Source organism: Janthinobacterium tructae, assembly GCF_006517255.1.
GTDB lineage: Bacteria > Pseudomonadota > Gammaproteobacteria > Burkholderiales > Burkholderiaceae_D > Janthinobacterium > Janthinobacterium tructae.
Genome location: NZ_CP041185.1, coordinates 1,254,387 through 1,268,969 on the forward strand (window position 1 = coordinate 1,254,387; position 14,583 = coordinate 1,268,969).

Consider the following 14,583-nt stretch of genomic DNA (forward strand, 5'->3'; position numbering starts at 1 on the left):
TGCGATGCTCCGCCGCGGCATTGCCACGGCGGAGCCTGACACTAGACTGACAAGCAGCCTAGTGTCCCACTGCCAGATTGGCCTGCACCGTCACACTTTGCTGTATCAGCGAAGAGATGCCGCTGTTCTGGCTGATGACCAGCAAGCCTGCCGCCGACTGCGCGGTACCGCTCATGGTGTTGGACATATCGAACGCACCGGCATTGACGGCCACCGCACCGCCGGCACCACCCGAGCCGCCCGCGCCGGAACCGCCGGTTGCCGCGCCGCCCGTGTTGGTGCCACCGCTACCGGCGGCGCCACCACTATTGCTGCCACCGCCAGCACCGCCAGCACCGCCAGCGCCAGCAATGGCGCTGCCGTTTGATGGCGAGCCATTGCTGGCGCTGCCATTGCTCGAACTGCCGCCAGCCGCACCGGCGCCACCCGTGTTTTGCGCCATCCCGCTGCTGCCGCCATTGCCGCCCGCAGCACCAGCGGCACCATTGCCGCCCGTGCTGGTGCCGCCCGCGCCGGCGCCACCGGCACCACCGGTACCACCAGTTGCAGCGGCCCCGGCGCCGCCCGTGCTCGTCAACGCGGCGCCAGCACCACCGGCACCGGAGCTACCGGCACCGCCTGCGGCCCCCGCGCCACCGGTATTGGTGCCACCGGCACCGCCGGCACCGCCCGTCGCCGCACCACCGTTGGCTGTGGCGGCACCACTACCGAAGTTCTTGGCCAGGCTACCGGTACTGCCGCTACCGCCGGAGCCGCCAGCGGCACTGTGGGTGTTGCCGCCATCGCCGCCTGGACCGCCGAAGGCTTTGCCGCTATCGCCACCGTTACCGCCTGTCGTGCGACCAGTATCGCCGCCGGAGCCGCCCTTGGCCGCACCAGCCAGGCCGCCCTTGCCACCGTTGCCGCCATAGACATCGCCGCCGGCAGCACCACGACCACCTGCACCACCCTTGCCGCCAGCGCCAGCGTCCCCGCTGCTGGCGTTCTTGGCCAGTCCGCCCGCGCCACCGGCCCCGGCAGTGCTATCCCCCACCATCGCCGCGCCATTGATGGCACTGCCATTCCTGGCGCTGCCCCCTTTCGCACCCGATGCGCCGTCGCCACCGATGGCCGCGCCGCCCGAGCCGCCCTTGCCATAGGCATCGCCCCCCTGTGCGCTGCCGCCTATGCCCCCCTTGCCAGTGCCACCGTTGGTATTGCCATTATTGGTGGCGACATTGCCGATATCACTGACCTTGTTGCCCGACACCGCGCCACTCAGGGTGCTCGCTGCCGTCGCCGTCGATGTATTGAAGGCATTTGCCACGTTACTGGTGCTGGTACCGCCATTATTTGCCGCAGATGCGCCCAGCGCCGTGGCTTTCGCGTTGCCGCTGCTATTGTTTTGCCCCGTGCTCTTGTCGTTATTCTGGTCCGAGTTATTGTCTTGCGAGGCGCTGGAATGCGCGCTCGCCCCGGGTCCGGAACCAGACTGTGTCGTGGTGTTGCTCGCCGTCTGGGTATTGTTGCCATTGACATCGTCGACCTTGGTCGAGCCACTGTTCTGGGCATGAGCGCTGAATCCGAAGGCCAGCGCGATCGCTGCCACGATGAGAGTTTTTTTCATTGCAGTTTCCTCTTTAAAAGTTAATCAGGATGCTGGCACCAGACAAAAGCGTCGGGTCCACAGCTACACTGCAAATTTAGTGCCAGCAATAAAAAATTTGGCCAAGTCATTGAATTACAAAGCCTTATTCGATGCTCTTCGGCTTGCATGGCATTCCCCTCGGAAACTTGGCAAACAAAACACGGAAAACTGTCACAGTCGTGCGCCACCGGCTTTTCCGTCACGGCTTGCCAAAATAGAGATATCTGCGCAAAATCAAGCACTTGCAAGATGCCATGCCGCTCCCGCGCCTGTCTCAATGCTGTTACACCGTTACAGCTGCGACTATCCGCACGCAGGGCAAAGGACTTCCTCTTGGGCGCCAGGTTCAACATTCAATATTGAGCTTCTTGATCATCCGGTACAGCGTCATGCGCGACACGCCCAGGTCGCGTGCCGCCTTGCTGATATTGCTGCCGGCACTGGCCAGGCTGGCCTGCACGGCGTCACGGTCCGCACGCCAGCGAATACTGCCGAGTGCGACATCGGCGCCCGGCGCGTGCGCAACTGACAGGCCCAGGTCCTCCGGCAGGATCGCCCTGCCTTCCGCCATCACCATGGCGCGCCGCACCCGGTTGATCAATTCGCGCACATTGCCCGGCCAGCTATGGCTGCAGATCGCTTCGACGGCGGCGTTGCTGAAGCCGCGCACCAGCGGCGCCCGTTCCGATACATAGGTGGCAAAAAAATGGTTTGCCAGCAACATCAAGTCTTCCCTCCGTTCGCGCAAGGGAGGCACATCGAGCGCCAGCACGTTGAGCCGGTAGTACAAATCTTCCCGAAACGTCCCTTGCTTCACCGCCTCCAGCAAATTGACATGCGAGGCTGCAATGACGCGCACGTCGACCGGAGTACTGTGCGTGGCGCCGACACGGTAAATCGTTTTTTCCTGCAGAAAGCGCAGCAAATTGGTTTGCAAGGAGAGTGGCAGGTCGCCTATTTCGTCGAGAAATACCGTGCCTCCGGCCGCCGACTCGATCAGGCCCCGCTTGTCGCAGGTGGCTCCCGTGAATGCGCCCCGTTGATGGCCGAACAACTCCGATTGCGCCAGGCCAGCCGGAATCGCGCCGCAGTTGATGGGCACAAATGGACCTGCCGCGCGCGCGGAATGGACGTGTATGGCTTGCGCTGTCAACTCCTTGCCGCTACCCGACTCGCCCCAGATCAGCACCGGCGCGCTGACACCGGCAACCTTCAGGATCTGGTGCCGCAGACGGCCAATGGCGACGCCACTGCCCTTGAGCGACATATCGGCCTGTTCCAGCGCACACAGAGGCACGTCCGGCATCTCGCGCAAAGAGGCGTAGCCATAGGCATGGCCCAAGGTATGCCGCAGGCGCAGCATATCGACAGGCAAAGTGTGATAATCATAGCAATGGTCGCGGACCAGGCGCCGGCATGCGGCCGTCTGCAAGGCGCGTGATGGGAAAATGCCCACCCATTGCATCTCCCAGTGCTGATGCAAGAAACTGTCGATTTCTCCCAGTCCGTCGAGCGGCGAAATCAGGATACCAACCGGAAAAGCCTGCGTGCGCAGCGCGCGTGCCGCAGCCGCCAGGCCGGTCACGCTGCAGACTTTCCAGCCTTCCCATGCCACCCCAAACTGCCGCATGTCTGCCTCATGCAGCAAACCATTGCCACTCAAATCGATACACAATAACTGTCGTTTCAACATCCAGCCTCCAAATTGACTGTGATCATCAGAAAACATCACGCCACCGCGTCGCGCAAGAAGAAGCGCCCTGCCGGGCAGCCAGATAGGCTGTCGCACTCATGCAAGCCTGTCTTGCTTTCCGGAATGATAAAAGCCGATGAGCAGACTACTGCGGATGCGACACCATCACTGCCACCTGACTGCAGTAAATGGAAGCCTTAACAATCAATGACTTAAGATAAGGAGTGGCAAAGAAACACCCGCGATGGAACAGCCCTCAGGCAGGGTAGCGAGATTTGTGTATATGTGTGACAATCTTATTGATGTATATCACTGCGCTACTAAAAAATACTTTCTTTTATAGAGAGTTTGTATCTTCTGCCACACTGAATTTTCCACAGTCATCAAAGGTGCGGCTAAGCCGTTCGACATCTTTCTTATCAAGCAAGATGCACCTCCACGAGATCCCATGCCGACAAAACATGCTTTGATGCTGGCCATCGCCGTCTTGACCAACACGGCCCTGGCTGCCGCCCCGCTTGAGCAAGCCGGGCGCAGCCACTCTGTCGCCGCGCGCATGCAGGCGGAAACGTCCAGCGCCGCCGATCCCGATGCTCCCGCGCCGCTGCCCGTGCCCAGCGACATTTCGCTGGCCGAGCTGGAGCGCCGCTGGGCGCTGGGACAGGCGCAGGCCGCCGAAAAACACTTGAGCAGCGCGCTCGACCCGGCCGCGCTGACGGCCCTGGCGCAGCAGATGCAATGCATGGATATCGTCGGCGTGCAGGCATTTGGCTACCCGCTGGAGCAAACGCAGCCCACCGTGCTGAGCGGCGCGCACCTGCTGGCGCGCTGCCCGGACAGGGCCTATGTGACGATCACGGCGATGTCGATGGCGGGCAAGTCTGGCAAGCGCGTCACGATTTCGCCGCAGTCATTCAACCAGACCATGGATGGCAAGCCCGCGCGGCGCCTGTATTACAAGGCGCCCAACGGCCGCCAGAAGGAAACGCTGACCATCATCGATGGCAGTTATGTGTATGCGCTCGAGTACTGGTCGCTCGATGACAGCCAGCAGAGCGGCATGGTCGGCATGCGCCGCATGGAAACATTGACGTTGCCATAACAACAGGGGAAGTTATCTTGCAGGGACGCGCCCGGAGCAAAGCCTTGTCGGCTGTAAACGGCAGTGGCCGGCGGCAAAGATGCCGCCGGCCACGTTCAGACACCGCTGCTTACATGCCCAGCGACTTGAGCAGGTCGGCGTTGTCGTCGTCTTCCGGTTCCACTGCAGGCGCCGGGGCAGCGCCGCGTTCGCGGTTCGCGTATTCCGTATCCATCAGCGAGTCGGCATCGACTTCGCGCGAATCGAAATCGTGCAGCTTGATGAACTCGGTACGGTCGATCGCCAGTTCCAGATAGAAAATGTTGTTCTTTTCCGTGTAGAAGGTGACGCGACGCATTTCCGGGCGGTCCAGCGGCGTGTCTACACTGAGCATCACCTGCTTGTTCAGCACCAGCATCTTCGGCTGGCTCTGGGTGATGTTCGTTTGCAATTCGCGCCGCACCTTGCCCGTGAAGTCGCCCACGATCTGGTTCATCAGTTCGCCCATGATGTTCGACACTTCGTCCGACGTGTAGAAATTGGCCAGTTCCGACTTCGGCATACCCATGTGCAACATGTAGCGCTCGTAGATTTCCATCGCCGTATCGGCGGCAAAATTGAGCACCACCAGACCCGTGAAACCACCATCGAACATCACGAAGCAACCGATGTCCGGCTTCAGGCCGGTCTTGGTAATGCGCTGCACCATGCCTGAATAATTGACTCTGCTTTGCGTTGCAACGTTGAGCACCCGAACCACCGAGTTGCACAAACTCATCAACAAATCTTCTGTACCGTACACAACATCCTTTTCTGCATCCATGAGCAACCTCTCCTACTATTTTAAAGATGACAGCACTGTTTCCCTGCCCGTCGCGAGCCGAAATATGACCGTTTCGCTCAGCAAGCGGACGACTTCACCTTTGCATGCCTGACCTTGCCTGACCGTGCGAGCCGCGTTGCCGCCAGCACGAACCGCCCTCTTACTTTTTTCTGTATAGAAATAAGTATCAGATGCGCAGAATACCCAGATGTAACATTTCCGTCCAGCCATACCTGCATTTACTTGACGATCTGTGCGGAAATGTCATGCGCCGCCGCCTGCGGCGCCACGCTACGGGTGCCTAGCCGCGCATGGTCAAGGCCAGGGGCCGATGCCCGGCTGCCCCTGCCGCACCGGCCTGCGTGGCCGGTGGCGCGTCCTTCAGGCGGAACACTTGCACCGCGTGCGACAGCTGCGCCGCCTGATCCTGCATGGCATTGGCCGCGGCCGCCGCCTCTTCGACCAGGGCCGCATTTTGCTGCGTCACCTGGTCCATCTGACTGATGGCTTCATTCACCTGCTCGATGCCGAGGCGCTGCTCTTCGCTCGCATCCGTGATCTCGCCGATGATGGCGCTCAGGCGCTGGACGCTATCGACCACCTCCTGCATGGTGGCACCGGCCTGATCGACCAGCTTACTGCCCGCGCCCACCTTCTCCACGGAATCATCGATCAAACCCTTGATTTCCTTGGCGGCGCTGGCCGAACGCTGGGCCAGGTTGCGCACTTCCGTGGCCACCACGGCAAAACCGCGTCCCTGTTCGCCCGCGCGGGCAGCCTCCACGGCGGCATTCAGGGCCAGGATATTCGTCTGGAAGGCGATGCCGTCGATCACGCCGATGATATCGGCAATCTTGCGTGAGGAATCATTGATCGAGCCCATGGTCTGCACCACTTCGGATACCACCGCGCCGCCCTTGACAGCCACGCTGGACGCCGCCGACGCCAGCGAGCGCGCCGCCAGCGCATTGTCCGCATTCTGCTTGACGGCCGCCGTCAGCTCTTCCATCGACGATGCCGTTTCTTCGAGCGAACTGGCCTGCTGTTCCGTGCGCGATGACAAGTCCATGGTCCCGACGGCGATCTGCGCCGAAGCAGTGGCGATGGTATCGGTGCCGCCGCGCACTTCGCCCACAATGCCAACCAGCGCCGTGTTCATGTCGCGCAGGGCGGCCATCAGCTGACCCGTTTCATCTTGCGAACGCACGACGATATCGCTGCTCAGGTCGCCCTGCGCCACGCGCTGGGCCAACGCCACCGCCTCGACCAGTGGGCGCGTAATGTTACGGGTCAGCAAGATCGCCAGCATGCACGCCAGCAGCGCGGCGATGACGCCGCCGCCCAGCAAGACCCACGTCGTGCGCGACTGCAAGGCGGCCGCTTCCTGGCCGCGTTGCCCTAATAACATACTTTCCGTCTTGCCTATGTCGGCGAGCAAGATACGCATCGCATCCATGGCCGCCTTGCCCTTGCCGGCCTGCTCCGCCGCCACCACGGCGTCGAGGCTGCCATCGACGGCCGCCGCGCGGCGCAAGGCGATCACGGGATTGATCGCCGTCGCCAGCCATTGCTGCTGAGCACCTTCCAATGCCTTCAGCCGCGCCAGCTGGGCAGGGTTGTCGGCAGTCAAAGCGCGGATCTTTTGCAAGTGTTCGGCAAAGCCGCGCTGGCCGCTTGCCAGCGGTTCCAGCGAGCTATCCTTGCCGGTCAATGCAAAGCCGCGCTCGCCGGTCTCGATGTTGATCAGGCTTTCGAGCAAGGCATTGGCCTCGCCCATGACCTCGTACGTATGGATATTCAGTCCATTGGCCTCACCCAGGCGGGAAAAATTCGCTTGCGCAGACGCGACCAGTATCGCCAGCAAGGCGATGACGGCGCCAAAGGCCAGGTAGAGGCGGGTGCCGATCTTCAAGTTGGACAATGCCATTTTCGTACTCCAGTAAGAACAAACATCAAGGCGCCATCATAGCGATAAAAAAGGAAACATTTGTTGCTTATGGGATACAATTTATATCTTATCGTCTTTTTATAATTTCCATGGATCGCTTGTCTGCCCTATTGCTGCGCTTTGGATTCTCAGCCGACACCTTCTTCCAGGGAACGTTTTGCGGCAACAACCACTTTCCCGCGCAGCCGGGAAGGGGCCATCTGCATCTGGTGCGCGAAGGGCCGGCGACCTTCGTCCACGCAGACGGCACCCGGCTGCACGTCGATGCGCCCACGCTGATTCTCTACCCGCGCCCGCAGGCGCATGGTCTGCATACGGGTGCCGGCACGGCGCAGCTGTTATGCGCCAGCGTGCATCTGGCGGGCGACGGCGAGGCTGCGATCGACAGCCTGCCGGCCTGCCTGCAGGTGCCGCTGGCGCAACTGCCGGCGATGGCTGGCGTGCTCGAGCTGCTGTTCGACGAGGCGCAGCATGGCGGGCTGGGACAGAAACTGGTGCTCAACCGCTTGTGCGACGTGCTGATCGTCCAGCTGCTGCGCCATGCGCTGGCCAACCATCTCATGTCGGCCGCATGCCTGCTCGACCCGTCCGATGCCGTCCTCGCCAACGCCATGACGGCCATGCGCGACCATCCCGGGCGCCACTGGACGGTGGCATCACTGGCCACCCTGTGCGGCATGTCGCGCAGCCGCTTCGCGCGCCAGTTCCACGCGGTCATCGGTTGCCCGCCGGCCGCATACCTGACGGGCCAGCGCATGTTGCGCGCCCAGGCGCTGCTCCAGCAAGGCCGGCTGGTGCAGGATGTCGCGCTGGAAGTGGGCTATGCCAGCCAGCCGGCTTTCACCCGTGCCTTCCGCGCTTGCACCAGGCTGTCGCCGCGCGACTGGCTGACACAGGGCAACAGCTAGAAATCGAGCGCCCGCAAGACCACGCTGCTGACCCGCAGGTCGCGGCTCAGATAAGCGAAGGCGCGCTGGCCGATGCGCAGGCGGTGGGCGTCGAAGATGAGCAGCCAGTCGCCGCCCTGGCCCTGGTCCAGGCTGCGCAATGCCGTCACGCTGATACGGCAAGTCTTTTCCACGCCGAAGACGGTCAGATGAAAGCGGATGACGTCGCCCGCCGGTTCGAGCGCGATGCTGTCGCGCAGGATGTCATAGGGCATGACCGCCGCCGTTCATGTGGCGGCATTGGCCATAGCAGCGGCATGCCGTGGCAAGTCGATGATGAAGACGCAGCCATGGCCAGGCGCGCTTTCCACGCTCAAGGTACCGTCATTCGCTTCCACGCTGCGCCGGGCAATCGACAGGCCCAAGCCCAGGCCCGTCTTGTTGGCGCCGCCTTGCGTGAAAGGCAGAAACATGTCATCCACAGCCTGCGGCGACAGGCCGGCGCCATTGTCCTTCACTTCGATCCTGATCCGTTCGCCGTGCGCATACGCGCGCAGCATTACCGTGCCCTTCGGCGCACCAAATTTGAAGGCATTCTGCAGCAGGTTGCCTACTGCCGAAAGCAGCAAATCCTGGTCCGCATTGAGCTGCAGCAAGGGTGCAACCTCGTCGACGATCAAGGTGCAGCGCAGTAACTCCGCTTCCAGGCTGGCCGAATGGCTCAGTTCACTGATGAAATTATCCAAGGAAAATACCGAGCGTTGCAGGGTCAGGCCCGCCTCCACCCGCACTTCAGCCAGCGAGCGGTCGATCAGGGTACGCAAACCGACGAGGCTGCGTTCGAGCACTGCGCCAGTGGCGCCCGTCACGCCCATGCCGCCCTGCTTGATCGCCGCGACGGCCAGGCCTGCCGTGCTGAGGTGATTGCGCAGTTCATGGGCGAAAAAGCCGATACGCTGGCTCAGTGCCAGTGCCTGCTCATTGGCGATGAGCACGTCGCGCCGCTGGGTAAATTCGGACACGGCCTCGGCAATGCCGTTATCGAGGCAGCGGTTCAGCGTCCTGAATTCCTCGACGGCAAATTGCTCGCCCAGCGCCACGGCCAGATCGCTGACAGCCTGGCACAGGTCGCCATAATCGTGCACCACCTGGCTGACGGAATAGCCGAGCGCCAGCAATTTCCCGCCGTGCGTGCTGGCGCTGTCGGCCAGTTCCGACGTGCCCTGCGCACTGCCGTCGGCGGGGCCGGAAATGGCCAGGCTTTGCGCCAGCTTGCCCGCCTCTTCCGCCTTCAGGGTGCGGATCAGCTGATCGAGGAAGATGGGTATGCCTTCCCTTAACTGTATTTCAGTCGAAAAACGCAGGGGCCGCTTGGCCACTTTGTCACGACAACGGCGCTCCAGCTCCGCGCGATTTTCCGCTAGGAATACATGCATCATGGCGTTTTCGGCAATCTCAATGGTTAAGAACAAGCAAGCCTAGCGCGATGACCCGTCAAGCACCGTCTGTTACCGTACATACCTAGATACTTGCGCGCACGCAGCGGCCATCCCCTGTGCTATTGTCATCGCATACATAACTTAAGCAGGTGCCCCAGATGCAAAACATCGTTACCAGCGTTTCATTCCGCTACATCGATCCGCGCCACAAAGAGCCGGGCCCGAGCAAGCAATTCATCAACCAGAACATCCTGCTGCCGTCGGGCGCCCATCTGCCGCGCATGGGCGAAGCAATCGAACTGATGCACTGGGACTTGAACCGCGACATGAAATCGGGCGTGTATTCCGTCCTGTTCATCCACACGCGCATCGCCTTGTTTGACGGCAACGACAAGCCTTCCGGCTGGCACACCACGATCACCGTGGGCCCGCAATCCGATGAAATCGACGTGCGCTTCCTCACTGCCCCGTCCTGACGCCCGTGCGGCCCTTGTTGCGGCCAGGCCCGGCCACCTAAAATAGTGCCTTATATCAAACATGACCGTGACGGCAGCCGGTGGCGCTGTCATGTGCAAGGCAAGGAAAGACGACGATACTGATGAGTACTCTTGTAGAGCTGGTAACACAGGAAATGACGGCGGCCATCCACGCCTGGTTCGATGAGCGCCTGCTGCGCACGGACCTGGAGCAATCCGTCAGGCGCACGACCTTGCAAGCGGGCATCTTCAATGACTTGCTGCTCGACTACAAGCCAGGGCGCGCGATCGCCGACGATCTCGACCTGGGCTTCGACGACGACGCGCGCCCCGGCACGGCAGCGCGCCTTGACGATGCGCAAATGCGCGAGCTTGTCGTGCCACAACTGACGGCCGTGGTCAAGGCCCGCCTGGCGCCGCTGGTGGACACGCCGATGATCGACTACCGCTTCACCTGCCGCGGCAAGTTCCAGACGGCGCAGGGCAAGCTGCACCTGACGTTGCTGGAATACGTCAACGAAGATAAACGCCAGGCCTTGCTGGAAAACATACACGCGTACATCGGGCAAAAGCTCACACATGGCAAGCATCCGACGAAGCCGCTGGAAACGTTTTTCCTGGCGCGCCACCTGCTCGACCCGCAGCTGTTCCCGCAGCTCGACGTGGCCTGGAGCATCGCCCAATACGGAAGCATCCAGGCCTTGAACAAGAGCCAGCCGGACGCCTTGGCCGAGCACCGCGCCGACATCATCCGCGCCATCACGCAATGGGCGGAAAACGTTTTCCTGCCACAATTTTATGACCGCGCCCTGTCTGCCTACCGCGCCACCGACTACACGCTGAAAGCGGGCGCGGCGCCCGATGCACAGACACAGCAGCCGATCGACCTGCTGCTGTATGGCGCCGTGATGATCTTGCGCCATGACGCCAGCTACGCCAAACCCAAGGGCCTGAAGTTGCTGGAAATCGCGCGCGAACTGGGCAGCGAACGGGCCGTGCGCATGCTGCAGGAAGGCAGCGGCACCTTCCCCGATGCCGACATCCACCTGAAAAATGCGCTGCTGGAATGCCGCGCCAACGATGTGTTTGCCACGATCAGCATCACGATTGCCCGGGAAGAGCCAGACGCGTATGCGCAGGCGCTGGCGTTCGTCACGCATTTGCTGCAAAACGGTTTTCCGAAAAGCTACCAGATCAAGCTCAAGGCCAAGGCCAAGGAATATCTGCCCATCAAGGGACTGGCCAAATCCGACACGCACCGCTTCTTTGCCAACGCCCTCGCCCATGCCTCCCTGCAGCCGCAACTGGAAGCCTATGCGCGCGCGGCCATTGAAGAATTCGAATTCTATGCCGACACGGAAGGCGAAAAGAATTGCATGCCCGGCAGCTACGCCACGTTTGGCCTGGGTTTACTCGATGCGCGCTATTTCCCCCTGGTGCAGCACTACATGGAGAACGTCGACGAGGAACACCAGTGCGTGCAGGACCAGTTCACGGCGGCTTTTGCCGAGCAGCATGGCGTGACGCGCGAATCCGTCCCCGTGCTGGCCGCATGTCTGCGCGCCTGCACGGATAGCGCCAAGGTGAAAATCCAGGCGGAACTGGACGAGGTGGAGAAGCTGGAACTGTTCTGCCAGCAACTGCAAGGGCTGGAAGGCTATCTGGTCGAGCACATGCTGTATCCGGTCTGGGGCAAGCTGGAAAAACTGGCCACCCTGGCGCGCAAGGCGGACGGCCGGCGCAAGGAGCTACTGCTGGCCTTGCTGGAAGCGGCCAGCAAGACCGCCGCCTAAAGTGCGCAACGTTATGACTTTCACCATTTATAATGCGGGCGCTAGAATTGCCGAAAAGCATTTTTTGGCGCCTGACATTGAATTGTGGAGAAATTACATGCACCAAACACAAGAAACATCGCGTGCCGCCCTGCTGGCCGCAGCCTTTGCCGCCGCGGTGGCGCTGGCGCAGCCCGCCATCGCCGCAGAAACCGCCGTGGAACTCGCACCGCTGGACGTCGCCAATCTGTACATCAAAACCATCATCAACCAGGATGAAGTCAGCGTCGCCAAACTCAACGCCTACCTGCGCCCAACGCGCCTGGCGGGCCATCAAAGCGCCGAATACGCGTCGTACAGCGGCTTGAAGGAAGCGGACGCCAAGTTTCCAACGGAAACCGGCAAGCTGATCGCCGACCTGTTCCCGGCAGCCATGCGCGCGGCCGTGACGCCGGCCGCCGAATTGCTGGCCGCCAACGTCATCGCTGCGAAGAATGGCGCCGTCTGCCTAGCCACCAAGGCGGACCCGGTGACCGTGGAAAACGGCATGCAGACGGCTGCCGTCAGCTTCGAATGCCAGCTCGTCAAGGTGCCCGTGGCATGGGCGGCGGCGGCCCAGCAACTGGCGAAGAGCGGCTGCAAGGTCGAGCAATGCAAGGCCGGCCTGCAAAAGATCGCCGCCACCTATACCAGCTCGCCGAAGCAAACCTGGCGCGCCGTGTTTGCCGTCAGCCGCGAAAAGAATGCGGAAGCCTGGCGCAACGATTTCGCGCGCGAAACCTTCGATGAAATCTGGGAATACCTGTAATCCTGGCGTCGTTTAGAATGGCCGGATGGATACCCTGATACCGCAGCCTGCAGGCCTGGCCTTGCTGCGCCTGCTCGACCCCGACCATGTGGAGGGCGCGGTGGTCGAGCAAGTGCTGGCGCAAGACTTGCCTGCCCTGCACGGCAGGCAACTGCTGGCGCTGCTGCGCCGGCTGCGCGCCGCCCAGTCCAACCGGCAGCACTATGCGGGCGCCAGCGCCGAGCAGGCCGAACAGCTGTTTGGCGCCGCCATCGCCGCCGTCAAGGCGGAGCTGGCCACGCGCCCGCACCTGCCCAACAAGCAGGAAGCCAAGGCCCTGCGCCAGGCGGCGGCAAAGAAGCGCTGAACGGGTCTGCGGTGCGCGGGCGGGCACGGCCCTCCTTCTATAATCGGCGACGATACATTGTTTCCCGCATTGAAAGGATTCCCCATGCCCACACGCTTTTCCCGCCACGCAGCCGGCTGCGCCGCACTTGCCCTCTCCGCTCTGGCCACCATGCAGGCGGCCCATGCCCAATCCCAGCCGACGGGCCCCATCGACGCGCGCGCCGTGTGGCAGGAACGCTCGCTGTCGGCCTGCCGCAGCGAACAATCCCAAACTGCACCCGACGTCTGCCTGCTGCGCACCATGCAGCGCTCCGGCGCGCGCCCGCAAGCCGTCGCCGCCGCCAGGATGCTGGTCAGGGCGAACAAGGCGGGTTTCATCTCCGCCTGGCGCCCGCTGAGCAAGGCGGCCCTGGCCACCGTCACCTATCCGTTTCGCGCCAACACGAATGAAGGCAGCTTGCTGATCGGCAGCGATGGCGCCGCCATCGACGTCGACGAGGACGCCGTGCGCGAGGAAGACCGCGCCACTGCGGCCTGGCGCGCGTTTTCCGCCGCCCATCCGGACGCCGCGCCGTTCGCCCCCGCCGACTTTATTGGCGGCACGGCCACCGATGATGGCGGCCAGCGCCTGCTGTTTTCCACGCCCCTGAAGAGCTGCCATGCCTGCGCCGACGATGGCGCACTGCTGGTCGCCTATACGGTGGACAAGGCGGGGATCGTGCGCGAACGGCAACTCTTGACGATCAAGTAAGACTGCATCAAGGATAAGATAGAATTGCCCGATGGCATGTCCATACGCGTACATGCCATCGATCCGACTTACTTATCCTTTATCATGGGAAATCATGCGCCGCTCTTGCCTTGCACTGCACCTCACCGCCGCCCTGCTGCTGTCCAGCCCCTTCCACCTCGCCCATGCCACGCCCGCCGCCAGCGCGGCCACCCCGCTGGTCATCGGCGAAAGTTTCAGCATCGATTCGCAGGCGCTGCAGGAACAGCGCCATATCAATGTCTACCAGGCGCGCGCCTGGGATACGCCGCCCGATGCGCCGCTGCCTGTGCTGTACATGCCGGACGGCGGCGTGGCGGAAGACTTTTTGCACGTGGCGGGCTTGCTGCAAGTGTCGGTGGCGAATGGCACGATGCGCCCCTTCATGCTGGTTGGCATGCAAAACACGCAGCGCCGGCGCGACCTGACGGGGCCGACCGATAATGCGCAAGACCGCAAGATCGCCCCCGTGGTGGGCGGCTCGCCAGCCTACCGGGCCTTCATCCGCGATGAACTGATGCCGGAAGTCAAACGGCGCTACCGCACGACAGGCGAAACGGCCATCGTCGGCGAATCGCTGGCGGGCCTGTTCGTGGTGGAAACATACTTGCTGGAACCGCAGCTGTTCGACCACTATTTGGCGTTCGACCCCAGCCTGTGGTGGAACCATGGCGCCCTGCCGCGCCAGACGGCGGCCCTGCTGGCCAAGGGCAAGCCGGGCAAGCGCAGCCTGTACCTGGCGTCCAGCAGCGAAGCGGGCATCGCCGTCGAAGTGCAGCGCCTGTCCCAGGTGCTGGAAAAACAGGCGCCGCCGGGCTTGCAATGGCATCTGGAAAAGATGCCGGAAGAAACCCATGGCACGATCTACCATCCGGCCGCCTTGAAAGCGTTCCGCGCCGTGTTCAAGCCTGTTACCGCGCCGCAATAAGCGGC

The 14,583-nt window shown here is 62.3% G+C and carries 14 protein-coding genes; 8 read left to right on the forward strand and 6 right to left on the reverse strand.

Annotated elements, in window-relative coordinates:
- Positions 1-58: 58 nt before the first annotated feature.
- Positions 59-1,606, reverse strand: coding sequence for a hypothetical protein (locus FJQ89_RS05535; RefSeq protein WP_141169389.1), 1,548 nt, complete (start codon positions 1,604-1,606; stop codon positions 59-61).
- Positions 1,607-1,973: 367 nt separating this feature from the next.
- On the reverse strand, positions 1,974-3,257 hold the full coding sequence (locus FJQ89_RS05540; RefSeq protein ID WP_243136433.1) for a sigma-54 dependent transcriptional regulator: 1,284 nt from the start codon (positions 3,255-3,257) through the stop codon (positions 1,974-1,976).
- 511 nt (positions 3,258-3,768) lie between these two features.
- Between FJQ89_RS05540 and FJQ89_RS05545 the strand changes: the two genes are divergently transcribed.
- Positions 3,769-4,422, forward strand: a complete 654-nt coding sequence (locus tag FJQ89_RS05545; protein ID WP_141169391.1) for a hypothetical protein — start codon at positions 3,769-3,771, stop codon at positions 4,420-4,422.
- 109 nt (positions 4,423-4,531) lie between these two features.
- Here FJQ89_RS05545 and FJQ89_RS05550 read toward each other — a convergent pair whose 3' ends face one another.
- The gene (locus FJQ89_RS05550; protein ID WP_099763664.1) at positions 4,532-5,224 is read right to left on the reverse strand and encodes a DUF3334 family protein; all 693 of its coding nucleotides are present in this window, start codon (positions 5,222-5,224) and stop codon (positions 4,532-4,534) included.
- Between the two features lie 301 nt (positions 5,225-5,525).
- Positions 5,526-7,151: a methyl-accepting chemotaxis protein gene (locus tag FJQ89_RS05560; protein WP_141169393.1), complete on the reverse strand. Its 1,626-nt coding sequence runs from the start codon at positions 7,149-7,151 to the stop codon at positions 5,526-5,528.
- Between the two features lie 119 nt (positions 7,152-7,270).
- On the opposite strand from FJQ89_RS05560, the gene FJQ89_RS05565 reads away from it, so the two are divergent.
- Entirely contained in the window at positions 7,271-8,080 is an 810-nt protein-coding gene (locus tag FJQ89_RS05565; RefSeq protein ID WP_168208371.1) for an AraC family transcriptional regulator, read from the forward strand.
- Here FJQ89_RS05565 and FJQ89_RS05570 read toward each other — a convergent pair.
- A complete protein-coding gene (locus FJQ89_RS05570; protein ID WP_141169395.1) occupies positions 8,077-8,334 on the reverse strand; it encodes a DUF1488 family protein in 258 nt (85 codons plus the stop codon). The genes FJQ89_RS05565 and FJQ89_RS05570 overlap by 4 nt on opposite strands.
- Positions 8,335-8,346: 12 nt before the next feature.
- The gene (locus FJQ89_RS05575) at positions 8,347-9,498 is read right to left on the reverse strand and encodes a sensor histidine kinase (RefSeq protein WP_205704571.1); all 1,152 of its coding nucleotides are present in this window, start codon (positions 9,496-9,498) and stop codon (positions 8,347-8,349) included.
- Positions 9,499-9,656: 158 nt separating this feature from the next.
- On the opposite strand from FJQ89_RS05575, the gene FJQ89_RS05580 reads away from it, so the two are divergent.
- The 6 genes from FJQ89_RS05580 (at position 9,657) to FJQ89_RS05605 (ending at position 14,578) form a co-directional block, all read left to right on the forward strand.
- Positions 9,657-9,974 carry a hypothetical protein gene (locus FJQ89_RS05580; RefSeq protein ID WP_141169396.1) on the forward strand — a complete coding sequence of 106 codons (318 nt, stop codon included), beginning with the start codon at positions 9,657-9,659 and terminating at the stop codon, positions 9,972-9,974.
- Positions 9,975-10,096: 122 nt separating this feature from the next.
- Positions 10,097-11,767 carry a DUF6138 family protein gene (locus FJQ89_RS05585; RefSeq protein WP_141169397.1) on the forward strand — a complete coding sequence of 557 codons (1,671 nt, stop codon included), beginning with the start codon at positions 10,097-10,099 and terminating at the stop codon, positions 11,765-11,767.
- A gap of 97 nt (positions 11,768-11,864) precedes the next feature.
- Positions 11,865-12,554, forward strand: coding sequence for a hypothetical protein (locus tag FJQ89_RS05590; protein ID WP_141169398.1), 690 nt, complete (start codon positions 11,865-11,867; stop codon positions 12,552-12,554).
- 25 nt (positions 12,555-12,579) lie between these two features.
- Positions 12,580-12,900 carry a hypothetical protein gene (locus FJQ89_RS05595; RefSeq protein WP_141169399.1) on the forward strand — a complete coding sequence of 107 codons (321 nt, stop codon included), beginning with the start codon at positions 12,580-12,582 and terminating at the stop codon, positions 12,898-12,900.
- Between the two features lie 84 nt (positions 12,901-12,984).
- A complete protein-coding gene (locus tag FJQ89_RS05600) occupies positions 12,985-13,632 on the forward strand; it encodes a hypothetical protein (protein WP_141169400.1) in 648 nt (215 codons plus the stop codon).
- A 94-nt stretch (positions 13,633-13,726) separates the two neighbouring features.
- Positions 13,727-14,578 carry an alpha/beta hydrolase gene (locus tag FJQ89_RS05605; RefSeq protein WP_141169401.1) on the forward strand — a complete coding sequence of 284 codons (852 nt, stop codon included), beginning with the start codon at positions 13,727-13,729 and terminating at the stop codon, positions 14,576-14,578.
- Positions 14,579-14,583: the final 5 nt, after the last annotated feature.